Raw genomic sequence first — 24,833 nt, forward strand, 5'->3', positions numbered from 1 at the left:
GTTTCCGGGCCGGGCTAGGTTGTGCCGTATGGCTTCCACGTCGTCCCCCTCGTCCCCGTCCGGTGCTGCTCAGGTGCTCGTCGCGTCCAACCGCGGCCCGGTCTCGTACGAGGTGGGCGACGACGGTTCGCTGCACGCCAGGCGCGGGGGCGGCGGGCTGGTGTCCGGGCTGTCAGCCATCGGGCCGGACGCGGGGGCGCTGTGGGTGTGCTCGGCGCTGTCGGAGGGCGACCGGGAGGCGGTACGGCGCGGGGTCGGCGAGGACGGTGTGCGGATGCTCGCCATTCCGGCCGACGTGCACGCCGACGCGTACAACGGCATCGCCAACTCCGTGCTCTGGTTCGTCCACCACATGCTGTACCAGACCCCGCTGGAGCCGGTCTTCGACGCGGAGTTCCGGCGCCAGTGGGCGTCGTACGAGACGTACAACCGGGCGTTCGCCGAGGCGCTGGCCCAGGAGGCGGCCGAGGGGGCCGCGGTGCTGGTGCAGGACTACCACCTGTGCCTGGTCCCCGGGATGCTCCGTGAACTCCGCCCGGACCTGCGGATCGGGCACTTCTCGCATACGCCGTGGGCGCCGGTGGAGTACTTCGCGATGCTGCCGGACGACATCCAGGTGCGGCTGATGGAGGGGCTGCTCGGGGCGGACCGGGTGGCGTTCCTGACCTGGCGGTGGGCGACGGCGTTCGAGAGCTGCGTGCAAGGGCTCGACCCGTACAGGTGGCTCCCCCTGTGGCCGTCGGGTGCTCCCCGTTCGATCGAGCACCTGGAGAAGGAGAGGATCACCCGCAAGACGCTCATCGGTGTGCACGGGCTCGGTGCCGACGCCGAGTTCCTGCACGCGCGCTCGCACCAGGCGGACGTCGAGGAGCGGATGGCCGCGCTCCGCGAGGAGATCGGCGAAGGGCGCCGGACCATCGTCCGGGTGGACCGCACCGAACTCTCGAAGAACATCGTGCGCGGCCTGCTGGCGTACCGCCAACTCCTCGACGACCACCCGGAGTTGCTGGAACAGGTCGTGCACGTGGCCTTCGCCTACCCGTCCCGGCAGGACCTCGCCGTCTACCGCGACTACACCGCCGAGGTGCAGCGGGTCGCGGACGAGATCAACTCCCGCTACGGCACGCCCGGTTGGACCCCGGTGGTCCTCCACGTCAAGGACGACTTCGCCCGTTCCCTCGCCGCGTACCGCCTCGCCGACGTGGCCCTCGTCAACCCCATCCGCGACGGCATGAACCTCGTCGCCAAGGAGGTCCCGGTCGTCTCCGACGAGGGCTGCGCCCTGGTCCTCTCCCGGGAGGCGGGCGCCTTCCAGGAACTGGGCAAGGACGCCATCCCCGTCAACCCGTACGACGTCATCGGCACGGCCGACGCCCTCCACGAGGCCCTGACAATGCCGCACGAGGAACGCGCCGAACGGACAAAGAGGCTGGCCGTCGCGGCCACGGCCCTCCCCCCGGCCCAGTGGTTCCTGGACCAGCTGAACGCCTTGCGGGATCAGGCGAGTTGATCGCGGGGCGCGGGCGGCAGAGCACCGGAACGACCGACCGGGGACGCCGGGGCCGGCGTGACAACCTGGCCCAACCCCCGCCAACACCCACGCCCGATCCGCGGAGTTGAGCATCGAGCCCGAGGCGCCGCCAACGGGGCCACGGTCCCGCCGGGCGGCGTCCGCCACGTCGTTGCGGCGGACCCGGCCCGTCATCGCCGACACGGAGCCCGGAGGCCGCCGACCGACGACACCCGGGCCGCCGCGAAACCCTGGCCCAACCCCCGCCAACACCCCCACCCCATCAGCCGAGTTGAGCCGCCAGCGTCGACAGCAGCCCCACGACCCCCGCCGCCCCGTCCACCACCAGGTCGGCCCGTTCCCGTAGTTCTGTCACCTCGTCGTTGCCGCTGCACACGAGGAGGCCGGGGAGGCCGTCGGAGCGGAGTTTTTCCACGGCGGCGAAGGCGGGGAGGTCGCCGAGGTCGTCGCCGGCGTAGAGGACGGACTCGGCGTTCGTCTCACGGAGGTAGTCGGCCAGCGCCACGCCCTTGTCCATGCCGGGTGGGCGCAACTCCAGGACCAGGCGGCCGGGTTCGACGATCAGGCCGTGGCGGGTGGCGAGGTCGGTGAGGGGGGCGCGGAGGGCCTCGAAGGCGGCCTGGGGGTCGGTGGCGCGGCGGGTGTGGATGGCGACCGCGCGGCCCTTCTCCTCGATCCAGGTGCCCTGCCAGGCGCCGATCCGGTCGAGGAAGCCCGGGAGTTCGGCGCGGACCGCCGCGACGCCCGGGTGCGGGGCGGGGGCGCTGACCGTACTGCTCACCGCGTCCCAGCGCTCCGTGCCGTAGTGGCCGAGGACGACCAGGTGTTCCAGGCCCGGTACGCCCGCGAAGCCGCCGTTGCGGACCGCGACGCCCGCCGGGCGGCCGGTGATCACGGCGACGGCGGCGACCTTCGGGGCGAGAGCGGCCAGCGCGGGCACCGCGCCGGGGTCGGCGCGCGCCTGCTCGGGGTCCGCGACGATCGGTGCGAGCGTGCCGTCGAAGTCGAGCCCGACCACCGCGGCGGAGGGGCGCGCGAGGATCGCTTCCAGGCCCTCGCGCCCGGCACCGGTGCGAGGGATCGGCAGTACATCCGGGGAATGGACGGGATCGGTGGAGTCCTTGGGGCTGCCCATACGGCGACCCTATCCGGGCGGAGCCGACCGCACCCCTCGCCCGCCACCGCTCGGCCGGACCCTCACCTCTCCGAACGCCGCGTCTCACGCACCCGTCTCAGCCTGTTCACCGTCACCGGGTCGTGGGCGAGCGCCCGCTCGTCGTCCAGCAGGGCGTTGAGCAGCTGGTAGTAGCGCACGGGGGCCAGGCCCAGCTCCTCGCGTATCGCGCGCTCCTTCGCGCCGGGGCCCGGGAAGCCGCGGCGCTCCAGCGCGAGGATGTCCTGTTCCCTCCTGTGGAGCGGAGGAAGACGCGAGGGTCGGTCCTTGTCCATGTCCTGCACCGTAACCTCCGCCACTGACAACGGCCCCGGCCCGTCCCGGTCGCCTACTTCCCGCTCTCCGCCAGCGTCGCCGCCGCCTGAAGCTGCCCCAGCACCGCGCCCGGGCTGCCGTTCGCGGCGACCGCCTTCCCTATGCGCTTCTTGATGTCGGCGCTGACCGTGGCCCAGGAGGTGTTGCCGACCGGGTAGAGCGTGGAGAGGGGGAGCTCCTCCAGGAACGGGCGGAGGTCCTGGTCCTCCTTCGACGCCTCCATCACCTTCGACGCGGAGTTCGTCACCGGCAGCAGGTCGTACTCGCGGGAGAAGGCGAGGACGTTCTTCTCGCTGTAGACGTAGTCGAGGAAGTCGCCGATCTGGTCGCGGTGGCCGTTCTGCTTGAACGCGGTCATCCAGTCGGCGACGCCCATCGTGGTCTTGGCCTTGCCGGTGCGTCCCGGCATCGCGACCGTGCCGAACTTGACGCCCTTCTTGGCCGCCTGCTGGATGAGAGTCGGGTGTCCGTTGAGCATGCCTACGTCACCGTTCGCGAAGGCGGCGAACGCGTCCGCGCGGTTCAGCTCGGCGGGTGCGACCGGTCCGGTCAGCCCCTTGCCGACGAGGTTGTCGCGCAGCCAGGTGAAGGTGGAGATGTTCTCCGCGGAGTCCAGGGTGTAGGAGCTGCCGAGGTCGTCGGTGTAGCCGCCGCCCCCGCCGAGCAGCCACTGCATGGTCTCGGCCTGCGCCTCCTCGGAGCCGAGCGGCAGCGCGAACGGGTACTTCACGCCCCGCTCCTTCAACGCCTGGGCGTCGGCGGCCAGTTCGCTCCAGTTCTTCGGCGGGGTCAGTCCGGCCTCGGCGAAGAGGGTCTTGTTGTAGAAGAGGACGCGCGTGGACGCGGCGAACGGCATGCCGTACTGGACGTGGTCGACATTCCCCGCGTCCGCGAGCGGCTCCAGGAAATCGGCCTCCACGGGGATGGAGAGCAGGTCGGCGGTGGAGTACAGCCTGCCCTCGTCGGCGTAGTCGGCGTACGCGCCGATCTGCGCCATGTCCGGGGCCCTCCCCGCGTCGACCATGGCCCTGACCTTGGCGTCGACCTCGTTCCACGAGTACACGCTGACGTCGACCTTCACCCCGGGGTGCTTGGCCTCGTACGCCTTGACGAGCGTGTCCCAGTACTTCCGCGAACTGTTGGACGCCGAGTCGCCGTAGTCGGCGGCGACGAGTCTCAGGGTGACGTCACCCGAGTCCCCGCCGAGGCCGCAGCCGCCGAGGACCGCCGTCATGCCCAGTACGGACATCGCCGCGATCATTCCTGTCCTGCGCCGCTGCACTGCTGACTCCCCAAAGCTTTGCTGTCGTGACGTTCACTCCGCGAACCCATAAGGTCTACACCACGTGAGTGGACTAGACCTCTCCAGGGTAGACGGGCCACACTGTCCCCCGTGAGACATGTCATCGCCCTCGACGTGGGCGGCACCGGGATGAAGGCCGCCCTAGTGGGGGCCCACGGCGAGCTGCTGCACCGGGCCCGCCGGGCGACCGGCCGCGAGCGCGGACCGGACGCGGTCGTCGAGCACATCCTCGGCTTCGCCGCCGAGCTGCGCGCGTACGGCGAGGAGCGGTACGGCGAGCCCGCGTCCGCCGCCGGCGTCGCCGTCCCCGGCATCGTCGACGCCGAGCGGGGCGTCGCCGCCTACTCGGCCAACCTCGGCTGGCGCGACGTACCCCTGCGCGACCTGCTGGCCGGAGAGCTGGGTGTCCCGGTCGCACTCGGCCACGACGTCCGCACCGGCGGCCTCGCCGAGGGCCGGATCGGCGCGGGCAAGGGCGCCGACCGCTTCCTGTTCGTACCGCTGGGCACCGGCATAGCGGGCGCCATCGGCATCGACGGCCGGGTGGAGGCGGGCGCGCACGGCTTCGCGGGCGAGATCGGCCACATCGTCGTACGACCCGGCGGCGCTCCCTGCCCCTGCGGCCAGACCGGCTGTCTGGAGCGGTACGCGTCCGCGGCGGCGGTGACGGAGGCGTGGGCGGCCGTTTCCGGGACCCCGGACGCGGACGCGGCGGACTGCGCGAAGGCGGTGGCCTCCGGGGACCCCCGCGCGGAGAAGGTCTGGCAGGAAGCCGTCGACGCCCTCGCCGACGGCCTCGTCACCGCCCTCACCCTCCTGGACCCCCGCACGATCATCATCGGTGGCGGTCTGGCCGAGGCGGGGGAAACGTTGTTCACACCGCTGCGGGAGGCGGTCGAGCGCCGGATCACCTTCCAGAAGCTGCCGGCGATCGTCCCCGCGGCCCTGGGGGACACAGCAGGGTGCCTCGGTGCCGGCCTCCTGGCCTGGGACCTCCTGACCACAACCGACCGTATGGAGGTAACCCCCTAATGCCAACCCACCCAGGGGCGCGGGGAACTGCGCGACCAGCCACGACGAGCCCGCACCCCGCAACGTCCAATGCGCCCCTGATCCTGTCCGGCGCCACAGTGGTACTCCCCACAGGAACCGTCCAGAACGGCCGAGTGATCGTCGACGGCACCCGAATCGCCGGTGCCGCCCCCGAGAACGCCCAGGTACTCGACGTCACCGGGTACACTCTGGTCCCAGGATTCGTCGACATCCACAACCACGGCGGCGGCGGAGCCTCCTTCACCTCCGGCACCGTCGAGGACGTCCTCAAGGGCATCCACACCCACCGCCTGCACGGCACGACGACCCTCGTCGCCTCGACCGTCACCGGCGAGATGGACTTCCTGGTCCACCGTGCCGGCCTCCTCTCCGAACTCGCCGAACAGGGCGATATCGCCGGCATCCACTTCGAGGGCCCGTTCATCTCGCCGTGCCGCAAGGGCGCGCACTCCGAGGCTCTGCTGCGCGAGCCGGACCCGGCGGACGTGCGCAAGCTGGTCGACGCGGCGCGCGGCAGCGCCAGGATGGTCACGCTGGCGACCGAACTCCCGGGCGGGCTCGACTCCGTACGGCTGCTCGTCGAGCACGGCGTGATCGCGGCGATCGGGCACACGGACGCGTCGTACGAGCAGACGGTGGAGGCGATCGACGCGGGCGCGACGGTCGCCACGCATCTGTACAACGCGATGCCGCAGCTCGGTCACCGCGAGCCCGGTCCGATCGCGGCGCTCCTCGAGGACGAGCGCGTCACCGTCGAGTTGATCAACGACGGTACGCATCTGCACCCGGCGTCCCTGGAGTTGGCGTTCCATCACGCGGGTGCGGGCCGGGTGGCGTTCATCACGGACGCGATGGACGCGGCGGGCTTCGGCGACGGGCGTTACATGCTCGGCCCGTTGGAGGTCGAGGTCAGTGAGGGCGTGGCGCGGCTGGTAGAGGGCGGTTCGATCGCGGGGTCGACGCTGACCCTGGACCGGGCTTTCAAGCGGTCGGTGACGGTGGACCGGCTGCCGGTCGAGGAAGTGGTCGCCGCGATCTCGGCCAACCCGGCGCGCCTGCTCGGGAGTTACGACGAGATCGGCTCGCTGGAGCCCGGCAAGTACGCCGACCTGGTGCTGCTGGACTCCGAGTTCGGCCTCAAGGGCGTGATGCGGCGCGGCGCTTGGGTGGTCGAGCCCCAACTGGGCTGATATGTGACGTGGTTGACGTCGGCGGTTGTCCTGGGGGACTGGGAGGACCGCCGCCCGTTTGGCATCATCGAGCCTCCGGAGCAAGCGCGTTCACGCGGAAGTCGGGGGAGGTCGACGCGGGTGATTCTCACGGTCACACTGAACACCGCGCTCGACATCACCTATCGGGTAAGGGAGTTGCGGCCGCACGGCACCCACCGCGTGTCCGAGGTGACCGAGCGGCCCGGCGGCAAGGGGCTGAACGTGGCCCGCGTGCTGGCCGCCCTCGGCCACGAGGTGACGGTGACCGGGTTCACGGGCGGCGCCACCGGACGGGTCGTACAGGAGCAACTGGCCGGTACGCCGGGTGTGCTGGACGCGCTGGTCCCGGTCTCCGGGGCCACCCGGCGCACGACGGCGATCGTGGACGAGCTGACCGGTGACACGACTCAACTCAACGAGCCCGGTCCGACGGTCACTTCGGCGGAGTGGTCGGCGTTCCAGGAGGCGTACGAGGGCCTGCTGGGCGGGGTGTCGGCGGTGGCGCTGTGCGGGAGTCTGCCGCCGGGGGTGCCGGTGGGCGCGTACGCGGGCCTGGTCCGCACGGCACGGACGGCCGGCGTCCCCGTATTGCTGGACACCAGCGGCGAACCCCTCCGCCGCGGAGTCGCCGCCCGCCCCGACATCGTCAAGCCCAACACCGGCGAACTGGCCGAACTCACCGGCTCCCACGACCCGTTGCGCGCCACCCAGGACGCACGGCGCCGGGGCGCCCGCACGGTGGTCGCCTCCCTGGGCGCACGGGGCCTGCTCGCGGCGACCCCGGAGGGCACCTGGCACGCGACGCCCCCGGCCCGCATACACGGCAACCCGACCGGCGCGGGCGACTCGGCGGTCGCGGGCCTGCTGTCGGGATGGGTGGAGCGACTGCCGTGGCCGGACCGGCTGGCCCGCGCGGTCGCCCTGTCGGCGGCGACCGTACTGGCGCCGGTGGCGGGCGAGTTCGACCGGGCGGCGTACGAGGAGCTGCTGGGGCGGGTCGCGGTGACCGGGGACGCCAGCGCGGCCTAGGGCCTGTCCGACAATTCCCGTGGTCGCCCGGAGGGCGGCCTCGCGCCCGCTGCGGCAGCAGCTCATGTCACAGAAGGTGCGTGCTCTGGGGTCCCCCCCGGCCGAAGGCTGGGGGAGTGCCCTAGGTCAGCCGTTCGCCAGGTAGACCTGGTCGAAGTTGACGTCGCACTCGTCGCCCTGCTCGCAGGAGATCTTGATGGTGTTGGTGCCCTTGTTGAGCTGGACGGACGCCCAGGTCTCCGTCCAGCCCTTCTCGTAGTCGCCCTCGGCGGCCTTCGCGAAGTTGCTCAGGTTGAGCGGGCGGGACTGGGCCGTGCCGTTGACCGTGAGGGTGGCGGTGGCGTCCTTGCCGGGTACGCCGTAGTTGACGTAGAGGCGGTAGCCGCCGCTCTTCGTGATGCCGCTCACGTTCCACGTCAGGGTCGCGCCGACCGCGTTGAAGCCCGAGACATAGACACCGCCGTCGGCCTTGGCGCCGTCCACGTCGGATGCCGTGGTGGCGCCGCCGCCCAGCAGCAGGGCCTTGGCGTCGATCTTCGGCAGTTCCGCCGCGTCCGACGCGCTGCTGCTCGGCGACGGACTCGACGAAGCACTCTGCGAAGTCGAGGGTGTCGAGCCCGCCTCGTTGCCCGTCTTGCTGTCGTCGTTGCCGTTCATCATCGCCACGCTGATGCCGATGACCACCGCGGCGACCACCGCGATCGCGCCGATCAGCAGGCCCTTGGTGTTGGGGCCGCGGCCCCGGCCGCCGCCGCGGCCGCCGTCGTAGGACGGGGGCTGCTGGGTGGGCGGGGCGCCGAAGGACTCGGGGGCCTGGTAGGCGGCGTTCGGCTGGGCGCCGTAGGCCTGCTGCTGCGGGACGGTCTGGCCGTACGGCTGCTGGTACTGGGCGGTGGGGGCGGCGGGCGGGCCGCCGTACTGGCGCTCGCCGACCGCGCGCACCCGGTTGACGGAACCCGGGTAGCCGTAACCGCCGCCGCCGGACGGCGGCTGGGCGCCGTTGGCCTGGCCGTCGGCGTACAGGTAGCCGAACGGGTCGTCGTCCTCGGGCGTGCTCGCGCCGTTGTTGCCGGGCGTCATCCCTAGGTACTCCTCAACAGGTGCGGGTGCGGGTACGTCAGCTTCAGATGCGTCTTCGATTGCGTCTTCGATACGTCTGGAGAACTGCGAGCCTACCCGCTCCGCGTGGTCCAAACGGGTGACTCGGGCCGCATCACAACGCTGACCTGGAGATCATCCCGCGCGTCTGTGCTGTTTGGGACGAGATCGTTTCTCGATGTACATCCGTTCGTCGGCGGACTTCAACACCTCGTCCGCCGTCATGCCGCAGTGGGCCCACCCGATGCCGAAGCTGGCCCCGACCCGCATGGCCCGGCCGTCGACCCGGATGGGCTGGATGATCTCGTTCCGCAGGCGTACGGCGAGGTCGGCGGCGTCTGCCTTGCCGAGGCCGTCGGCGAGGACGACGAACTCGTCACCGCCCAGCCGGGCCACCGTGTCGCCGTCGCGCACGGCCCGGCCGAGCCGCCGGGCGACCTCGATGAGGACCGCGTCGCCCGCGTTGTGCCCGAACCGGTCGTTGATCGACTTGAAGCCGTCGAGGTCGCAGAAGAGGACCGCGAGCCCCTTGGTGCCGTCGTCGCGCTCGCCCTCGGGGGCGATGGTGTGGACGTGGTGGTCGTAGGCGTCGAGGAGATCGGCGCCGCGGGGGTAGTCGAAGCCGTGGCCGTTCGCGTCGTAGGCCGGGTGTCCGTAGGCGGCGTCGAGGGACTCGACCTCGCCGGGGAACGCGGAGGTCGGGCGCTGGCAGAGGCGGGCGGAGAGGCGGGTGCGCAGCTCGGCCGAGTTCGGCAGGCCGGTGAGCGCGTCGTGCGCGGCACGGTGGGCGAGTTGGAGCTCGCGGCGCTTGCGGTCCTCTATGTCCTCGACGTGGGAGAGGAGGAAGCGCGGCCCGTCGGCGGCGTCGGCGACGACGGAGTTGCGGAGCGAGACCCAGACGTAGGTGCCGTCCCGGCGGCCCAGGCGGAGTTCCGCCCGTCCGCCCTCCGCCGAGGTTCTCAGCAGGGTGCCTATGTCCTCGGGGTGGACGAGGTCCGAGAAGGAGTAGCGGCGCATCGCGGAGGCGGGGCGGCCCAGCAGGCGGCACAGGGCGTCGTTGCTGCGGAGTATTCGGCCGTGCTGGTCCCCGCCCATCTCGGCTATCGCCATGCCGGAGGGGGCGTACTCGAAGGCCTGCCGGAAGCTCTCCTCGCTTGCGCGCAGGGCCTGTTGCTCGCGTTCGAGTCTGACAAGTGCGCGCTGCATATTCGCACGTAGACGCGCGTTGCTGATCGCGATGGCGGCCTGGAAGGCGTACATCTGGAGCGCTTCGCGCCCCCATGCGCCGGGCCGGCGGCCGTTGCGCGGGCGGTCCACGGACAGGACGCCGATCAGTTCGCCGCATGAGCCGCCGGCGACGCCGGGCGTGTACATGGGCGCGAACAGCCGGTCGGAGGGGTGCCACTCGTCCTCGAAGCGGGGCGCGGGGCCGTCGGTGTACCACTGCGGTACGTCGTCCTCGTCGAGGACCCAGCCCTCGGTGTGCGGTATGAACCGCAGGTCGCCCCAGTCCTCGCCCATGCCGAGGCGGCGCTCCCAGGAGGCACGGGAGCCGACCCGGCCGGTGATGAGCGCCTCGGCGGCGGAGTTGCCGGAGAACGCGGCGACGACGAGGTCGCCGTCGGGGCGGACGAGGTTGACGCACGCCAGCTCGTACCCGAGGCCCTTGACCACGCCGTCGGCGACGGTCTGAAGGGTGTCCGCCAGGCTGCGGGCGGTGTTCATGTCCGCCATGACCGTATGCAGTTGCCGCAGGTTCTCAAGACGGACGTAGGGTTCCGACTCGGTCTCCATACTCGCCCTCCCCCCGAGACCTCGCAGCGAATCAAGGGTCTTCTTCCCCGCCACTGAATCACAGCGCGCTGCCCACTCGGTACACAGGGTCAACAATTACTACCCCTTGTGACTCAAGTCACAGCGGAAGATGAACAATTGAGTGGAGTTTCTGCATTTTCCCTGTGCGTTTACTGAACGCAAACTTTGTGGGTGTGTGGACATGATGCACGACGATGTTCCGCCGCGTGGGCCATTGGTCCTAGGACCCGTCCGGGACCGAAGTCCGATGCGGTGCGCGGCACTCGGAGATTAGCGTTCCCGGCGTGCTGAACACCGCGTCGATCACCGAGTCCCTCCCCTCCGGGCATGCTGTGGGGGTGAGCAACGACGAGTTCCGCGCCGCCCTCGCCCGGCTGGCCGCGGGCGTGGTCCTGGTGACCGCGCACGAGGAGCCGTACGACCCGGACGACCCGCACGCCCCGGTCGGCGAGGACGTCGGCATGACCGCGACCGCCTTCATGTCGGTGTCCCTGGACCCGCCGCTGGTCCTGGTCAGCCTCCGCAACGGCTCCCGCATGGACGACCTCCTCGACGAACAGCCCCTGTGGGCCGTCTCCGTCCTCTCCGAGAGCCAGCGCCACATCGCCGGCCGCTTCGCCATGAAGGGCCGCATCAGCGACCGGCTGCTCTTCGACGACATCCCCTACGTCCACGGCGCGGCGTCCGGCGCGCCCCTGGTGCGCGGCGCCCTGGCCACCCTCGAATGCCGCACGGAGCAACGGGTGCCGGCCGGGGACCACACCCTCGTCATCGGCCGCGTACTGACGGCGGAGGCGACCAGCACGGACGGCGGCCCGCTGACCTATTTCCGGGGCAGATACCGGCAGTTGGGGTGACCGCGAATTCGGTCGCCCGCCGGTGAGCGCTCCGCCTACCGTGCACCCATGACGACGACCACCACCGGCCCCGGTCCCCGCCTCGAAGAGATCACCCCGGCCAACTTCGAGGCAGCGACAGGCATTCGGGTCCGCCCCGACCAGGAATTCGCGGTCTCCCCCGTCGTGAAATCCCTCGCCGAGGCCTACGTCCATCCCGGCACCGCCTGGCCCCGCCTGATCGTCGACGAGGACCGCCCCGTCGGCTTCCTCATGGCCTTCTTCGACATCGACTGGAACCTGGACGGCACCGTCGTCCGTTCCGGCCTGTGGCGCCTGAACATCGCGGCGGACCAACAGGGGCGCGGCTACGGCCGGTTCGCCGTCGAGTCCGTCGCCGCCGAGATCCGCCGCCGGGGCGGCAAGGAGCTCTACGTCACCTGGCACGAGGGCCCGGGCGGGCCGGCCGGGTTCTACGCCGGCCTGGGTTTCCGCCCCAACGGCGAGCTGAGCGAGGGCGAGACGGTCGGCGTGCTGGAGCTGCCGTAGCCGCGCCTCACACGAGCCGTACGTCCAGCAGCGCCACCTTCTCCGGCTCCGTCACGATGTCGATGGCGGCGATGCGGTCGCCGACGAACGTGAAGGCGAGGGTGCGCACGGGACGGTCGTCGACGAGCAGGGCGATGCCCGTGACGCCGTCCACCAGTGCGGGCCACGCGAAGCTCGCGAAGTGCGCGAAGCTCGCCGCGCCGGACGCCACCGCGGTGGCACCCGCGGTCACCGTGTCCCCGGAGCGCGCCACCACGTCCGGGTCGAGGACCTTCACCAGCGCCTCGAAGTCGCCCTCCCGCACGGCGGCGAGAAACGCGTCGGCGACCACCCGCTGCCGTACCGGATCCCCGTCCGGCGCCGGCGCGCCCCGCACCCGCCGCCGCGCCCGGCTCGCCAACTGCCGTGCCGCCGTGGGCGTACGGCCGACGATGGACGCGATCTCCTCGAACGGCACCGCGAACAGGTCGTGCAGCACGAACGCGAGCCGCTCGGCGGGCGTCAGGGTCTCCAGTACGACGAGGAGCGCGGCCCCGACCGAGTCGGCGAGGAGCGCGTCCTGTTCGGGACCGGGCGCGGCGGCCGGGACCGGGGCACCGGCGTCGAGGGGCTCCTCGGCGCGGGAGGTGCGGGACCGGAGCATGTCGAGGCAGACCCGGCCCACGACGGTGGTGAGCCAGCCCCCGAGGTTCTCGACCCTTTCCGCGTCGGTCCGGCTCAGCCGTACCCAGGCCTCCTGCACGGCGTCGTCGGCCTCGGCGGACGAGCCGAGCATGCGGTGCGCCACGGCGTGCAGGCGCGGGCGGTGGGATTCGAACCGGGCGGCGAGAAATTCACCGTCCCGTCGTCGGGTGAATTGGCGGTGGAATTCGAAGTCGCCCACGGGTGAACACTCCTCGTCGCGGTCCGTCGTCACCGCTACGACGGAGCGCGGGCCGGGGATGTGACAGCCGGCGGCGGGAGCCGGGGATTATCCCCAGTCGCGCCCGGTCCGCCCCCGCTTGGTGTCGGAGCGGGCCTTCTTCTCGCGCAGCCGGCGTTCGTTGATGCCCCGGGGAATCCGGGTGGGCCGGCGCGGCTTGGGCGGTGGCGCGGTGGCCTCGGCGAGGAGCGCGGCGAGGCGTACGGCGGCGGTCTCGCGGTTGCGCCACTGGGAGCGGTGCTCGGAGGACCGTACGGTCACGACGCCGTCGACGAGCCGGGAGGCGAGGCGCTCCAGCGCGCGGGCCTTCCACACCTCGGGCAGGGCCTCGGTCTTCGCCAGGTCGAAGCGGAGCTCCACCTGGGAGTCGCTGGTGTTGACGTGCTGCCCGCCCGGCCCCGACGACCGCGAGAAACGCCACATGAGCTCGGCCTCGGGCAGGGAGACGGAGCCGCGGATGAGATAAGGACCGGACATGCCTCCATGGTCGCCTGCCTGTCCGGTCCACGTCACGCCAATTACCCCGGACGTTCCGGAAACGGCGGGAGAAGAGGCGGGCCAAAGGGCGGGTAAAGAAAGTAAAGCCACGTGGAACCTTCGATACCCCTCTTGGCGTTCATAGAGGTACCGGTAGCTTCGTCCCCAGTACGAAGCCCGCACCGCAACGAGGGAAGGACTCCCAACAATGGCTGTAAGCCTGTCCAAGGGTGGCAACGTCTCGCTCACCAAGGAGGCCCCGGGCCTGACCGCCGTCACCGTAGGCCTCGGCTGGGACGTCCGCACCACCACCGGCACGGACTTCGACCTCGACGCCTCCGCGATCGCGGTCAACCCCGAGGGCAAGGTCTACTCGGAGGGCCACTTCATCTTCTTCAACAACAAGTCGACCCCGGACCAGACCATCGTCCACACCGGCGACAACCGCACGGGCGAGGGCGCGGGCGACGACGAGGCGATCAACGTCAACCTGGCCGGCCTCCCGGCGGACGTCGAGAAGATCGTCTTCCCGGTCTCGATCTACGACGCGGAGACCCGCTCGCAGAACTTCGGCCAGGTCCGCAACGCGTACATCCGCATCGTGAACCAGGCGGGCGGCGCCGAGATCGCCCGCTACGACCTCTCCGAGGACGCGGCGACGGAGACGGCCATGGTCTTCGGCGAGCTGTACCGCAACGGCGCGGAGTGGAAGTTCCGCGCGGTGGGCCAGGGTTACGCCTCGGGCCTGGTCGGCATCGCCCAGGACTTCGGTGTGAACGTCTGACGGACACCCCGCCCGCAGTGCACTGTGCGAGGCCCCTGACCGCGTGACCGCGGCCGGGGGCCTCGGGCACAGGGAAGGGCGTTTCCGGAGATCCGGAGATCCGGAGATCCGGAGATCCAGGGGCCCACAGGGGTGTCTCAGACCCGTGTGGGAGTGTGCCGGGGTCAGCAGCGGCTGGACCCTGGAAGGACAGCGCACCATGTCGTTCGGACCGCCCTCGGCCGGTTTCGGGCCTCCCCCGCCCGCCGGTCCGCCCGCCTGGATTCCGCCGACCGAGACCGAGCGGGCCCTCGCCGGGGCCAGGGCGCGCGGCGACCGGCCCGCGTACTACGACGTACTCGCCCGGACCCACCTCTACTACGAGATGTCCCGCGAGGCCTACGACGCCCAACCCGACCGTGTGCACCGGGTGTTCATCCGCGACGTCCGACGCGGCACCCGCCACTGGGAGCTGTTCACCGACGGCATGCTCCCCGCGCCGCGCCCCGACATGGTCTACTCGCGCGCCTCGCTGCGCTGGATCGCCGACGCCTGGACCCCGCAGTGCCCGCCCACCCTCGTCGTCAACCCCGGCACCCCCTGCGAACTCCCCCTCCCCTACGGCCCCCCGGGCACCACGGACTGGTCGCGCGCGGCCGAACACATGGGCACGCCCGCCACCGCGATGCGCCTGCGCGCCCTGCACGTCGGCGGCGCGCTGCACGGCCCCGTCGCCCACGGCCTGGCCTGCGGAGCCCTCCTCTGCGTCAGCAACGGCTCGCTGTGGAACGCGCCGGCCTGGCACGGCAGCGGCTACGACGGCGAGCGCCGGCGGCTGCGCGAGTGGTGGGGCATCACCACCCGCGCCGAGTGGCAGCACCATCTGGGCAACCTGCTGGCCCGCGAAGCGTCCAGCTCCGTATGGGAGTTCGCGCTGAGCCTGCGCCGCACCATCGCCCGTGACTTCGGCGGCCACGTCGACACCGGCTACTGGCGCGAGGCCGTCGCCACCGTCATCCGCGCCGAGTCCGAGGGCTCCACGGTCATCACGGAGGACGGCGTCACGAAGACCGACCCGCGACCCGCCTCCGAGACCGAGGCCCGGATCGAGGGCGTCCAACGCCTCATCGGCCGCATCACCCGCTACGAGGCCCGGATGCGGGCCGACGGCATCCTCGACGAGAACCGCCATGTCACCTCCGTCGAGGCCTGGGACCTGGGCCGCGCCTCGAAGATGGCCCGCTGGGGACTGGGCGCCCGCTTCTGCACCCTCGCGGAGACCGAGTCGGCCCTGGTCCGCGCGGGCCGCGCCGCCACCCTCACCCACCGCTCCTGGCCGGACTTCTCGGCCGGCTACGTCCTCGGCCGCTGCCTCCACTTCGACGAGGAGGAGTTCGGCCCCTGGTACCAGGACATGGTCACCGCGCACCGGATCCTGCTGTCCGATCCGGGGAGCCCCTGGCTGAACATCCCCTTTCGGTAGGCGGAACACAGTCTGGCCGAGATCCGTCTCCTGGAGTCTGATGCGACGTCAGAACACCTCGGTTACAAGTCTGTTGAAAATTCACACGTACTGTGGTGATCAACACGGCGCCTGTCGGCGCCACTTATCCCACGGAGAAGTACCACGATGCGTCTGCTCCACGCCGCCACGGCACTCGCCGCCACGTCCGCGCTCGCCCTGGCGCTCACCGCCTGCGGGAGTGGGAGTGACAACGACACCGCGGGCGACCAGTCGTCCGCACCGACCTCCTCGTCCTCGGCCACCGCGGCCGACGGCGCCTCGGCCGAGAACGCGGGTGACACCAAGGACGCGGGCAGCAGCACCAGTGGAAGCGGCGGCAGCACCACAAGCGGCAGCAGCACCAGTGGCGGTACGGGAACGAGCACGGGCAGCGGCACGAGCCGTTGCCACACCGCCGGGCTGGGCTTCTCGTTCGGCTCCGGCGACGGCAAGGTCAGCAGCTCGGACGACCAGCAGCAGCTGGCCGTGGTGCTGAAGAACAAGACGTCCGCCGCGTGCACCCTCCAGGGCTTCCCCGGGGTCGACCTGAAGTCCTCCGGGGGAAGCTGGTCGCTGACCCGCAGCGGTGCGACGCCGAAGAAGGTCACCCTGGCCGCCGGCGACAGCGCGACGTTCACCATCAGCTTCCTGCCGTGGACCCAGGGCAGCGGCACCGAGTTCAAGGCCACCTCCGTCGTCGTCACGCCGCCGAACGAGACCACCTCGGCCACCCTGACCTGGCCGGGCGGCAGCGTCCTGCTCCAGGACGGCGCCACGCACCCCGGCACGTACACCGGCCCCGTCGGCAGCTGAGGTCCGCCGGACGGAAACGACGGACGCGACGACTGCCCTGGCGGTGATTCCGTGCCCTCGCGTGTAGCCCTCGTCGGTGCCGGCCGGATGGGGACACCTCTGTGCGGACGCCTCGTTGCGGCGGGTCACACGGTGACCGTTTCCGACCTGCGTCCCGAACGGGAGGAAGCGGTGCGCGCGTTGGGCGCGGACTGGGCGCCGTCCGTCGCGGCGGCCGCGGCCGGGGCGGACGTCCTGGTCACCGTGGTTCCCGGACCCGCCGAGGCGGCGGCAGCTCTGCCGGATGCCGTGTTCGCCGCCCTGGCGCCCGGGGCGGTGTGGATCGACATGACGAGCAACTCCCCTTCAGTCGCAAGGGAGTTGCGCGAACGCGCCGGCGCCCACGGCGTCGACGTCCTCGAAGCGCCCATGGGCGGCAGTCCCGACGACGCCGAACACGGGCGCGTGCGACTGTTCGTGGGCGGTTGTGCCGAAGTCCTCGACCGGTGCGGGCCGCTGATGGAGGCCGTGACGACACCGGACCGGATCCGCCACATGGGCGGCCCGGGAACCGGCTGCACGACGAAACTCCTCATCAACCTCCTCTGGTTCGGGCAGGCCGCGGCAACCGCCGAGGCCCTTCTGCTCGGCAGCCGAGCCGGCATCGACCTCGCGACCCTGCGGGACACGCTGGCCGGCAGCGCGGCGGGGAGCGACTTCATCCGCCGGGACCTGTCGGCGCTGTTCGCCGGGGACTACCTCCGCTCCTACGGCCTCGACCGCATCCACGACCAGCTCGAGGTCATCACCGGTGAGGCCCGCGACCTCGGTACCCCGCACGAGATGGCCGACACGGTACTGCGCATCCACCGGCTGGCCCTGGAACGCTTCGGCCCCGTGGACGGCGAACTCCTGGCCGTGGCCCTCCTGGAGGAGGCCGCCGGCACCCTGCTGCGCCCCTGACGGCCCCACCGGGCGCTCGGCCCGAGCCGCGCCCACCCTCTCCGGCGTCCGGACTCAGCAGTTGGCGAGCCACTTGTGGGACAGCACCTTGAGGCCGGGGCCGCCGCTGACACCAGGGCCCTTCACGCCCTGCCCTATGCAGCCGAGATACCCCGTGTAACCCGTTCCGGAATAGAGGCCGACCCCCTCGTACGAGGAAGAAGTCCCGTTGTTGTAGACCGACTTGACGTTGCGGTCGTCGGCCCATGAACACACCACGGATCCGCTGGTCCAGTTGTCGTCGGCGTTGCTCCAACTGCACCGGTTTCCGGTGTAGTTGATCTGGTCCCAGACGCACAGGCTGCCGGAAGGGCAACTCGCGGCGGCTTCGGCGGAACCCGGTGCCAACAGGCCCAGAGCCGCTACCGTGGCGGCGACGACGGTCGCGCTCAGAGTCCTGCGGACGGTGCGTGTCGTGACGTTCATTCATGGTCCTTTTCCGTGAGTGATCCGTCCGGCCGAGAACACGTCTCGGGCCGGCCCCTCGGCGGTGCGTGCACGGACTGTCGAACGCCGACCTTGTCGCGATCTTGTCGAAACCTTGCCGGACCTGTACGCGACTGCTGTGCGGCGCGTACGACGAGAACGGCGGAGCCCCCGGCGGCTAGCGTGCCCCCATGTTCCTCGAACCGCTCACGTCGACCGAGGCCGGCGCGCTGCCCGGTGAGCTGCTGACCGAACTCGCCGCCCTCTACGCCTCCAACCACGCGTTCCACGCCCTCAGCGGCGACTTCCCGGACCCGGAGGACATCCGGCCCGAGCAGGTGGCGACGGCGCTGGCCGACGAGCTGGCCGACCCGGAGGTGGAGGTGCTGCTCGCGCGCAGCGCGGGACGGCTCGTCGGCATCGCGATCACCCTCGGGACCCACCCTGACCCGGCCGACGAAGACCCCTGGATCGGCCTGCTGATGATCGACGCCACACAGCAACAGCAAGGCCATGGACGGCAGTTGGCGTCCCTCGTCGAAGACCGCTTCCGCACGGCCGGCCGAACCGCCGTACGCCTGGCCGTCCTTGACAACAACCCCCAGGCCCTCGCCTTCTGGACCACCCTTGGCTACGAGGTCATCGACCACCGCCCCGACCGCCAACTCGGCCGCCCCTGCGCGGTACTGCGCAAGCAGCTCCGCACAACCCGCCACTCCGCCCGCGTCGCGGTACTCGACCCCACCGGCGCCGTCTTCCTCTTCCGCTACGACGACGCCGAGACCGGCGGCACGTTCTGGGCCCTCCCCGGCGGCGGCCTCGAAGGAGACGAGACGCCGCGCGAGGCCGCCCTGCGCGAACTCCGGGAGGAGACCGGCTGGACCGACCTGGAACCCGGCCCCCTCCTGTCCACCAGAGAGGTCGACCTCACCTTCGCCGGCACCCCGACCCACCAGCACGAACGCATCTACGTCACCCACGGCCCCCACCGCGAACCCACCGGCACCCACCTCACCGCCACCCACACCCAGGAGGGCATCCGAGCCTGGCGATGGTGGTCCCGGGAGGAGCTGCGAGAGGCGACGGAGACCGTGTGGCCCGCCGAACTCGCCGTACTCCTCGACGAGTTGAACGAGAAGGGCGATGCGCCCTGAGGGTCGCCCGCTGACCGACCCGAGCCAGCCCGAGCCAGCCTGCCAGGGTCAGGCGTGGGCCGGCTTCCCGTCCCCGTACAGCCAGTCCCGCCAGATCACCCCGAAGTCCTTCCCCGGTGCCATCCGCTCCACGTAGGCCGTGAACTGCGCGGTGTCCGCGTTCCCGTGGCGGTGGGCGGCGGCCCAGCCCTGGACGATGTCGTAGAACCGGGCGTCGCCGACCGTCTGCCGGATCTTGTGCAGCACCATCGCGCCACGCTCGTAGACGGGGCTGTCGGAAATGTGCGCGGCGGAGCTGGGACGGGCCGGCGGGAAGGCCCAGACGGCGTCGCTCTCGGACGGGTCGTCGAAGTAGGTCCCGTCATAGAGCGCGTCAAACGACTCCTGAGCCGTGTCGCCGCCGTGGTCCTCGGACCAGAGCCACTCCGCATACGTGGCGAAGCCCTCGTTGAGCCACATGTCCCGCCAGGTCTTCGGGGTGACGGAGTCGCCGTACCACTGGTGGGCGAGTTCGTGGACGAGGGTGGCGGTGTCGGGGGCGCCGGGGAAGAAGGGGCGGTTCTGGGTCTCCAGCGCGTACCCCGCGTCACCCCGCCGGTCGACGATCGCGCCGGTGGAGGAGAAGGGATACGGGCCGAAGTTGTACTCCTCCCACTCCATGATCTCCGGGATCCGCGCCAGCACCTTGCGGCTCGCTGCCGCCTCCTGCGGATCGACCGCCACATAGACGGGAAGGCCGTTGCTCGTCGTCGTGCGGGTGATGTCGTAGTGGCCGATCGCGACCGTGGCCAGGTACGTCGCCATGGGCTGGGCGGTGCGCCAACGGTAGGTCGTCCGGCTCTTGTTGGTCGTCTCCGTCCTCAACTCCCCGTTGGAGACGGCCTGCAGACCCTTCGGAACGGTGATCGCGATGTCGTACGTCGCCTTGTCGGAGGGGTGGTCGTTGCCGGGGAACCACGCCATCGAGCCGACCGGTTCGCCCAGCGCCACCGCACCGTCCGCCGTACGCAGCCAGCCCTCCTCCGAACCGTCCGCGTCGGTGAGCGTCTCCGGGGCGCCGGAATAACGGACGGTCGTCTCAAAGGTCGCGCCCTCACGAAGGGCGGAGGACGGCCGGACCGTCAGCTCCTGACCGCTGCGGGTCCAGCGGGCTTTCCGTCCCCCCACCGTCAGCGACTCGACCGTCATGCCCTTGAAGTCCAGGTGGAAGGAGGAGAGTTCGGCGGTGGCGCGGGCCGTGATCGTCGCCGTGCCGGTCAGTTCAGGTGCGTCGGGGGTGTAGGCGAGGGCCAGGTCGTAGTGGGTGACGTCGTAGCCGCCGTTGCCCGCCTTCGGGAAGTACGGGTCCCCCAGGCCGGAACCGCCGCTCGCGCCCCGGGCACCCGACCCCGACCCCGAGCACGCGCTCAGGGCGAGGGCCAGCACACAGGCGAGGGCCACGGGAACAAGCCGTACGGATCGGGGCACGTCCGCGATCCTACGAGTCCGGAGCTCGTACGCTCGGCTCCATGCCCCGCTCCGCCAAGAAGCCCCGCCGACTCGTCGCCGACGGACGCACCTACCTCTGGAGCCTGCGCCACAGTCACACCGACGACAGCCACACCGACAGTCGGCCCGTGGACTGCGTCTGCGTCTGCGTCCACACCCTCACCCTGCGCCCCCAGCCGGCCGGCACCGGTGGGCCGCTGCGCATCGTCTTCGTCGCAGGACCGGGGCGGTACGTCCCGGGCGGCGCCCCTCTGGGCTCCGGGGACGTGGGGTACGTCCGGGGCGCCTCCCTCAACCTGCACGAACCCGGCGCCGTCCGCGCCCTGCTCGACGCGGCGTCGGCCCGAGGGTGGCTGCCACGAGCGGAAGAACCGCAGGCCGTGGAGGTCGACGGCTGGTCCCTCCTGGAGGCGGCAGCCGCCGCACGGAACAAGGACGGAGACCGTCCCACCGGCCGGCGCGAGTGATCGCTCCGGCTGCCGTCCGCCCTCCCGAACCGTGACACCATCACCTACGTGCTCGACATCGGCTACGCCCTCTCCAACCGCTTCCCGGACCCCCCGCAGACCGACTACCGGCGCGCCGACGTCCACGCGCTGCGGCACGACCTGTTCTGCGGTGACGTGTATCTCGCCGACACCAAGGCGGACCGTGAGGTGGCCACGGCCTGGGGCTGGGTGCCGGTGCTCGACTTCGCGTGGGCGCTGTGCGACATCGTGGAGCGGGTCGACCAGGACCCGGCGGGTTCGCGGGCGTCCCGCCCGCAGCGGGCGGAACTGGACTTCACCGAGTCCACGGACCGGATGCTCTTCGAGCGCCGCTTCGGCTGGGTGGACGTGGAGGCCGACTGGATGCGGCGCGACGAGGAGCCGCTGACCTTCTCGCACACCGAACTCCGCCGCGAGGCAAGGGACTTCCTGCACGACCTGATCGCCGACCTGGTCGACATGCACGAGGACCTCGGCGAGAACCCGGCGATCTGGACGCTTCAGGCGAAGTTCCCCCGGGTGCGGTGAGCGACCGGGGGCTGCGCCCCGGAGTCCCTCAGCCCTCCACCCGGATCCCCATCTGCACCGCCAGCACCGGCGCCAGATCCAGCAGTTGCCCCATGCTGATCACGGCCCCCGACAGCCGGTCGATGCCCCGCGTGATCTCCAGCTCGGCCGCCCCGCGCAGATCCACGTCGGTGAACGTCACCCCCGTGAAGTCCACCCCCTTCAGCGCGCAGTCCACGAACTCGACCCGCTCCAGCCGGGCATCGAGGAAGTCCGGCTCCACGAGCACACACCCCTCAAAAACCACATCCCGGAGCCGCGCCTTGCGCAGATTCAGGTAGTCGATCTTCCCGCCCCGAATCACCACCCGCTCCAGCACGGCACCGTGCAACTGCACACCCCCCATCCTGGCGTCGACGATCTCGACATCGCGCAGGGTCGACTCCGCGAGGTCGGTGCCGACACCCCGTATGCCGGTGAGGACCGAGTCCAGTACCCGGGCGTGGTGCAGCCGCGTCTCGTCCAGCGCGCAGCCCGTCAGCGCGCAGTCCATGAACCGGGCGCCCCCGCCGTCCTGCCCGGCGAAGTCCGCGTCCTTGATCTCGAGCCCGTCGTAGTCCCCGTCAGGCTCCAATTCCCCACCCCCATAAGCCTCCAGCGCCGGCAACCGCACCTCCGGCCGCCGCGCCCCCTTCACTCCACCCGTCCCGCCAGCCGCTCTCCTCGCCATGCCCCCATCCTGCACCCCACCACTGACAACGGGACCGGCGAACCCTTGACCTCAAGCATGCTTGAGGTCGAAGAGTGACCTCCATGCATGCCATACGACTCCACGCCTTCGGCCCCGCCGACAACCTCGCCTACGAATCCGTCGACACTCCCTCCCCCGCCCCCGGCCAGGTCCGTATCACCGTGGCCGCCGCCGGCGTCCACCTCCTGGACACCGCGCTCCGCAGGGGCGAACAGGGCCCGCTGCCCGAACTCCCCACCCTCCCCACGATCCCCGGCCGCGAGGTCGCCGGAGTGGTCGAGTCGCTCGGGGAGGGGGTCGCGGACCTGTGGCTGGGGAAGCGGGTGGTGGCCCACCTCGGATTCGCACCCGGCGGCTACGCCGAGTCGGCCGTGGTCGACGTCGACCGGGTGCACGAGATCCCCGCGAACCTGGACTTCGACCAGGCCGTGGCCATGATCGGAACGGGCCGTACGGCGATGGGAATCGTGCAGTTCAGCGAGCTGAGCACGGACTCCGTGGCCATCGTCCCGGCCGCCGCCGGAGGACTGGGCACCCTCCTGGTCCAGTACGCCAAACACGCCGGCGCCACCGTGATCGGCCTCGCGGGCGGCCCCGAGAAGGCAGCCCTCGCACGGGCGAACGGCGCCGACCTGGCCGTCGACTGCACAACCCCGGACTGGCCGGAGAAGGTACGAGCCTGGCTGGACGGCCGACACGCGACCACGGTGTTCGACGGAGTGGGCGGAACGGTCGCCCGCAAGGCGACGGACCTGCTGGGCCCCGCCGGACAGCACATCGTCTTCGGCTGGTCGAGCGGAGAACCGTACGAAACCGAACACGCATCCGAACGAGTGCTCGGCCCCGCGATGATGCAGAAGACCGGCGGCCCGAGCCCCGTCCGCACCCTCGAACTCCGGGCCCTCACCGAGGCCGCCGAGGGCCGCCTCGTACCGGCCGTACAACGGTTCCCCCTGTCCGCGGCAGCACAGGCGCACCAGGCACTCGAGACCCGGCGGACGACCGGAAAGGTGGTGCTGGAGCCGTGACCCCACCGAACCACCCACCCGCAGATGCGATACATACCGATTCATGGTCTTCTGGGCAGATGAGCGTCACCCAAACAGGTGAATCATCGACCGCGGAGTCCGATCCCCGGCGTTGGTGGGGCCTGGTGATCATCGCTCTCGCGCAGCTGATGGTCGTCCTCGACGCGACGATCGTGAACATCGCGCTCCCGTCGGCACAGCACGACCTGGGCATGTCCGACGGCAACCGCCAATGGGTCATCACCGCCTACACCCTCGCCTTCGGCGGTCTGCTCCTGCTCGGCGGCCGGGTAGCCGACCTCGTGGGCCGCAAGCGAACGTTCATCATCGGCCTGATCGGCTTCGCCGGGGCCTCCGCGCTGGGCGGCGCGGCCACCACCTCGGGCATGCTCTTCGGCGCCCGAGCCCTCCAGGGAGTCTTCGCGGCAGTCCTGGCCCCCTCCGCCCTCTCTCTCCTCACCACCACCTTCACCGACCCGAAGGAACGCGGAAAGGCCTTCGGGATCTACGGCGCACTCGCGGGCAGCGGTTCGGCGATCGGCTTCATCGCGGGCGGCCTGCTCACCGAGTACCTGAACTGGCGCTGGTGCCTCTACGTCAACATCCCCATCGCGGTCATCGCCGTCTTCGGCGCCGTAGCCCTCCTCCACGACCGCCCCGGCCACACCGGCGCCCGCCTCGACGTACCCGGCGTCATACTCGGCTGCGGCGGACTGGTGGCCATCGTCTACGGTTTCAGCGAGGCGGAACCACGAGGCTGGACGGACTCGATGGTGCTCGGCCTGTTCGCGGCCGGTGTCGTGCTTATCGCGTCCTTCGTGTGGTGGCAGACAAGGGCACCCAGCCCCCTCCTCCCCCTGCACATCATCAAGGACCGCAACAGGGCCGGCTGCTTCCTCACCATGGGCCTGGCCGTGATCGGCATGTTCGGCATGTTCCTGTTCATGACCTACTACCTCCAGGTCATCCTCAAGTACTCCCCCGTGAAAACGGGCCTGGCCTTCCTCCCCCTCACGGTCGCGATCATCATCGGCTCCACCCAGATCTCGGCCCGCCTGATGCACCACGTACCACCGCGCACCCTGATGGTGCCGGGCGCGATCCTGGCCGCAGCGGGCATGTCCTTCTTCACCCGCCTGACCGTCGACTCGGACTACGCGACGGAACTGCTCCCCGGCCTGATCCTGATGGGCCTCGGCATGGGCCTGATCTTCATGCCGGTCTTCGCCACCGCCACCGCAGGCGTAGCCCCCCAGGACTCGGGCGTGACGTCCGCAACGGTCAACACGTCACAACAGGTGGGCGGTTCGATCGGCACGGCCCTCCTCAACACGATCGCCACCACCAGCAGCACGGCCTACATCACCGCCCACCTCCACAACCCGGCCCACAAAGCCCTGGTCACCAGCAAGGGCATAGTCCACGGCTACACGGTCGCGATCTGGTGGGCCGTAGCCGTCATGCTCCTGGCAGGCCTGGTAGCGGGCCTGATGGTGACGGCACGAGCACCGAAGCACAACACGACACCGCAGACACAGCCGAACGAGTCGGAGCCGGCGATCTGATCAGCCGCGTACGGCGCGAAGGTGACGTGTCGGGGGGTGTCCGCCCGCAGCG

Annotated in this window: 25 protein-coding genes; 15 read left to right on the plus strand and 10 right to left on the minus strand. The window is 71.0% G+C overall.

Features of this window, described 5'->3' with window-relative positions; all coding sequences use genetic code 11:
• Window positions 1-28 precede the first annotated feature (28 nt).
• Window positions 29-1,510, plus strand: coding sequence for an alpha,alpha-trehalose-phosphate synthase (UDP-forming) (locus tag ACQHII_RS21915; protein ID WP_427920899.1), 1,482 nt, complete (start codon window positions 29-31; stop codon window positions 1,508-1,510).
• A 283-nt stretch (window positions 1,511-1,793) separates the two neighbouring features.
• Here the strand turns inward: ACQHII_RS21915 and otsB are convergent, their stop codons facing one another.
• The 3 genes from otsB to ACQHII_RS21930 form a co-directional block, all read right to left on the minus strand.
• Window positions 1,794-2,666 (minus strand): trehalose-phosphatase, encoded by an 873-nt coding sequence (gene otsB, locus ACQHII_RS21920; RefSeq protein ID WP_427920900.1) that lies wholly within the window; start codon window positions 2,664-2,666, stop codon window positions 1,794-1,796.
• A gap of 62 nt (window positions 2,667-2,728) precedes the next feature.
• On the minus strand, window positions 2,729-2,980 hold the full coding sequence (locus ACQHII_RS21925; protein WP_381243906.1) for a DUF3263 domain-containing protein: 252 nt from the start codon (window positions 2,978-2,980) through the stop codon (window positions 2,729-2,731).
• 53 nt (window positions 2,981-3,033) lie between these two features.
• The gene (locus tag ACQHII_RS21930) at window positions 3,034-4,269 is read right to left on the minus strand and encodes an extracellular solute-binding protein (protein WP_427920901.1); all 1,236 of its coding nucleotides are present in this window, start codon (window positions 4,267-4,269) and stop codon (window positions 3,034-3,036) included.
• A gap of 144 nt (window positions 4,270-4,413) precedes the next feature.
• On the opposite strand from ACQHII_RS21930, the gene ACQHII_RS21935 reads away from it, so the two are divergent.
• The 3 genes from ACQHII_RS21935 (at window position 4,414) to ACQHII_RS21945 (ending at window position 7,616) form a co-directional block, all read left to right on the plus strand.
• Window positions 4,414-5,355, plus strand: coding sequence for an ROK family protein (locus tag ACQHII_RS21935; RefSeq protein ID WP_427920902.1), 942 nt, complete (start codon window positions 4,414-4,416; stop codon window positions 5,353-5,355).
• Window positions 5,355-6,566: an N-acetylglucosamine-6-phosphate deacetylase gene (nagA, locus tag ACQHII_RS21940; RefSeq protein WP_427920903.1), complete on the plus strand. Its 1,212-nt coding sequence runs from the start codon at window positions 5,355-5,357 to the stop codon at window positions 6,564-6,566. Before ACQHII_RS21935 ends, nagA begins: the two co-directional genes overlap by 1 nt.
• A 120-nt stretch (window positions 6,567-6,686) precedes the next feature.
• Window positions 6,687-7,616: a 1-phosphofructokinase family hexose kinase gene (locus tag ACQHII_RS21945; RefSeq protein ID WP_427920904.1), complete on the plus strand. Its 930-nt coding sequence runs from the start codon at window positions 6,687-6,689 to the stop codon at window positions 7,614-7,616.
• A gap of 126 nt (window positions 7,617-7,742) precedes the next feature.
• On the opposite strand, the gene ACQHII_RS21950 is transcribed toward ACQHII_RS21945, so the two are convergent.
• The gene (locus tag ACQHII_RS21950; RefSeq protein WP_427920905.1) at window positions 7,743-8,696 is read right to left on the minus strand and encodes a CBM35 domain-containing protein; all 954 of its coding nucleotides are present in this window, start codon (window positions 8,694-8,696) and stop codon (window positions 7,743-7,745) included.
• 153 nt (window positions 8,697-8,849) lie between these two features.
• Window positions 8,850-10,508, minus strand: a complete 1,659-nt coding sequence (cdgB, locus tag ACQHII_RS21955) for a diguanylate cyclase CdgB (protein ID WP_427920906.1) — start codon at window positions 10,506-10,508, stop codon at window positions 8,850-8,852.
• A 305-nt stretch (window positions 10,509-10,813) separates the two neighbouring features.
• On the opposite strand from cdgB, the gene ACQHII_RS21960 reads away from it, so the two are divergent.
• Both ACQHII_RS21960 and ACQHII_RS21965 read left to right on the plus strand, forming a co-directional pair.
• The gene (locus ACQHII_RS21960; RefSeq protein ID WP_427920907.1) at window positions 10,814-11,386 is read left to right on the plus strand and encodes a flavin reductase family protein; all 573 of its coding nucleotides are present in this window, start codon (window positions 10,814-10,816) and stop codon (window positions 11,384-11,386) included.
• Window positions 11,387-11,434: 48 nt separating this feature from the next.
• Window positions 11,435-11,914, plus strand: coding sequence for a GNAT family N-acetyltransferase (locus ACQHII_RS21965; protein WP_427920908.1), 480 nt, complete (start codon window positions 11,435-11,437; stop codon window positions 11,912-11,914).
• A 7-nt stretch (window positions 11,915-11,921) separates the two neighbouring features.
• Here ACQHII_RS21965 and ACQHII_RS21970 read toward each other — a convergent pair whose 3' ends face one another.
• Window positions 11,922-12,797, minus strand: a complete 876-nt coding sequence (locus ACQHII_RS21970) for a sigma-70 family RNA polymerase sigma factor (protein WP_427920909.1) — start codon at window positions 12,795-12,797, stop codon at window positions 11,922-11,924.
• A gap of 87 nt (window positions 12,798-12,884) precedes the next feature.
• Window positions 12,885-13,313: an alternative ribosome rescue aminoacyl-tRNA hydrolase ArfB gene (gene arfB / locus ACQHII_RS21975; RefSeq protein WP_019072464.1), complete on the minus strand. Its 429-nt coding sequence runs from the start codon at window positions 13,311-13,313 to the stop codon at window positions 12,885-12,887.
• Between the two features lie 208 nt (window positions 13,314-13,521).
• On the opposite strand from arfB, the gene ACQHII_RS21980 reads away from it, so the two are divergent.
• From ACQHII_RS21980 to ACQHII_RS21995, 4 genes are all read left to right on the plus strand, one after another.
• A complete protein-coding gene (locus tag ACQHII_RS21980) occupies window positions 13,522-14,097 on the plus strand; it encodes a TerD family protein (RefSeq protein WP_200717071.1) in 576 nt (191 codons plus the stop codon).
• A gap of 199 nt (window positions 14,098-14,296) precedes the next feature.
• Window positions 14,297-15,559, plus strand: a complete 1,263-nt coding sequence (locus ACQHII_RS21985) for a DUF1266 domain-containing protein (RefSeq protein WP_427920910.1) — start codon at window positions 14,297-14,299, stop codon at window positions 15,557-15,559.
• Between the two features lie 147 nt (window positions 15,560-15,706).
• Window positions 15,707-16,393: a DUF4232 domain-containing protein gene (locus ACQHII_RS21990; RefSeq protein ID WP_427920911.1), complete on the plus strand. Its 687-nt coding sequence runs from the start codon at window positions 15,707-15,709 to the stop codon at window positions 16,391-16,393.
• A 51-nt stretch (window positions 16,394-16,444) separates the two neighbouring features.
• Complete coding sequence (locus ACQHII_RS21995; RefSeq protein WP_427920912.1) at window positions 16,445-17,335, plus strand: NAD(P)-dependent oxidoreductase; 891 nt, start codon at window positions 16,445-16,447, stop codon at window positions 17,333-17,335.
• Between the two features lie 54 nt (window positions 17,336-17,389).
• Here the strand turns inward: ACQHII_RS21995 and ACQHII_RS22000 are convergent, their stop codons facing one another.
• Complete coding sequence (locus ACQHII_RS22000; protein WP_427920913.1) at window positions 17,390-17,800, minus strand: peptidase inhibitor family I36 protein; 411 nt, start codon at window positions 17,798-17,800, stop codon at window positions 17,390-17,392.
• A 191-nt stretch (window positions 17,801-17,991) separates the two neighbouring features.
• Here ACQHII_RS22000 and ACQHII_RS22005 point away from each other — a divergent pair, with 191 nt between their 5' ends.
• Entirely contained in the window at window positions 17,992-18,954 is a 963-nt protein-coding gene (locus ACQHII_RS22005; protein ID WP_427920914.1) for a GNAT family N-acetyltransferase, read from the plus strand.
• 48 nt (window positions 18,955-19,002) lie between these two features.
• Here ACQHII_RS22005 and ACQHII_RS22010 read toward each other — a convergent pair whose 3' ends face one another.
• Window positions 19,003-20,421 (minus strand): M1 family metallopeptidase, encoded by a 1,419-nt coding sequence (locus tag ACQHII_RS22010; RefSeq protein ID WP_427920915.1) that lies wholly within the window; start codon window positions 20,419-20,421, stop codon window positions 19,003-19,005.
• Window positions 20,422-20,462: 41 nt separating this feature from the next.
• Between ACQHII_RS22010 and ACQHII_RS22015 the strand changes: the two genes are divergently transcribed.
• On the plus strand, window positions 20,463-20,909 hold the full coding sequence (locus ACQHII_RS22015) for a hypothetical protein (protein WP_427920916.1): 447 nt from the start codon (window positions 20,463-20,465) through the stop codon (window positions 20,907-20,909).
• A 48-nt stretch (window positions 20,910-20,957) separates the two neighbouring features.
• On the plus strand, window positions 20,958-21,458 hold the full coding sequence (locus tag ACQHII_RS22020) for a hypothetical protein (protein WP_427920917.1): 501 nt from the start codon (window positions 20,958-20,960) through the stop codon (window positions 21,456-21,458).
• Between the two features lie 28 nt (window positions 21,459-21,486).
• Here the strand turns inward: ACQHII_RS22020 and ACQHII_RS22025 are convergent, their stop codons facing one another.
• Window positions 21,487-22,167, minus strand: a complete 681-nt coding sequence (locus ACQHII_RS22025) for a pentapeptide repeat-containing protein (protein WP_427920918.1) — start codon at window positions 22,165-22,167, stop codon at window positions 21,487-21,489.
• Between the two features lie 83 nt (window positions 22,168-22,250).
• Here ACQHII_RS22025 and ACQHII_RS22030 point away from each other — a divergent pair, with 83 nt between their 5' ends.
• Both ACQHII_RS22030 and ACQHII_RS22035 read left to right on the plus strand, forming a co-directional pair.
• Entirely contained in the window at window positions 22,251-23,216 is a 966-nt protein-coding gene (locus tag ACQHII_RS22030; RefSeq protein WP_427920919.1) for a zinc-binding dehydrogenase, read from the plus strand.
• Window positions 23,217-23,275: 59 nt separating this feature from the next.
• Window positions 23,276-24,781 (plus strand): MFS transporter, encoded by a 1,506-nt coding sequence (locus tag ACQHII_RS22035; RefSeq protein WP_427920920.1) that lies wholly within the window; start codon window positions 23,276-23,278, stop codon window positions 24,779-24,781.
• Window positions 24,782-24,833: the final 52 nt, after the last annotated feature.

This window comes from Streptomyces sp. cg40, from assembly GCF_050320165.1.
GTDB classification, from domain to species: Bacteria; Actinomycetota; Actinomycetes; order Streptomycetales; family Streptomycetaceae; genus Streptomyces; species Streptomyces hokutonensis.

Coding starts and splice junctions, on each gene's coding strand:
- ACQHII_RS21915 (WP_427920899.1), top strand. CDS start 29: ATGGCTTCCACGTCGTCCCCCTCGTCCCCGTCCGGTGCTGCTCAGGTG.
- otsB (WP_427920900.1), bottom strand. CDS start 2,666: ATGGGCAGCCCCAAGGACTCCACCGATCCCGTCCATTCCCCGGATGTA.
- ACQHII_RS21925 (WP_381243906.1), bottom strand. CDS start 2,980: ATGGACAAGGACCGACCCTCGCGTCTTCCTCCGCTCCACAGGAGGGAA.
- ACQHII_RS21930 (WP_427920901.1), bottom strand. CDS start 4,269: ATGTCCGTACTGGGCATGACGGCGGTCCTCGGCGGCTGCGGCCTCGGC.
- nagA (WP_427920903.1), top strand. CDS start 5,355: ATGCCAACCCACCCAGGGGCGCGGGGAACTGCGCGACCAGCCACGACG.
- ACQHII_RS21950 (WP_427920905.1), bottom strand. CDS start 8,696: ATGACGCCCGGCAACAACGGCGCGAGCACGCCCGAGGACGACGACCCG.
- cdgB (WP_427920906.1), bottom strand. CDS start 10,508: ATGGAGACCGAGTCGGAACCCTACGTCCGTCTTGAGAACCTGCGGCAA.
- ACQHII_RS21965 (WP_427920908.1), top strand. CDS start 11,435: ATGACGACGACCACCACCGGCCCCGGTCCCCGCCTCGAAGAGATCACC.
- arfB (WP_019072464.1), bottom strand. CDS start 13,313: ATGTCCGGTCCTTATCTCATCCGCGGCTCCGTCTCCCTGCCCGAGGCC.
- ACQHII_RS21980 (WP_200717071.1), top strand. CDS start 13,522: ATGGCTGTAAGCCTGTCCAAGGGTGGCAACGTCTCGCTCACCAAGGAG.
- ACQHII_RS21985 (WP_427920910.1), top strand. CDS start 14,297: ATGTCGTTCGGACCGCCCTCGGCCGGTTTCGGGCCTCCCCCGCCCGCC.
- ACQHII_RS21990 (WP_427920911.1), top strand. CDS start 15,707: ATGCGTCTGCTCCACGCCGCCACGGCACTCGCCGCCACGTCCGCGCTC.
- ACQHII_RS22000 (WP_427920913.1), bottom strand. CDS start 17,800: ATGAACGTCACGACACGCACCGTCCGCAGGACTCTGAGCGCGACCGTC.
- ACQHII_RS22005 (WP_427920914.1), top strand. CDS start 17,992: ATGTTCCTCGAACCGCTCACGTCGACCGAGGCCGGCGCGCTGCCCGGT.
- ACQHII_RS22015 (WP_427920916.1), top strand. CDS start 20,463: ATGCCCCGCTCCGCCAAGAAGCCCCGCCGACTCGTCGCCGACGGACGC.
- ACQHII_RS22025 (WP_427920918.1), bottom strand. CDS start 22,167: ATGGCGAGGAGAGCGGCTGGCGGGACGGGTGGAGTGAAGGGGGCGCGG.
- ACQHII_RS22030 (WP_427920919.1), top strand. CDS start 22,251: ATGCATGCCATACGACTCCACGCCTTCGGCCCCGCCGACAACCTCGCC.
- ACQHII_RS22035 (WP_427920920.1), top strand. CDS start 23,276: ATGAGCGTCACCCAAACAGGTGAATCATCGACCGCGGAGTCCGATCCC.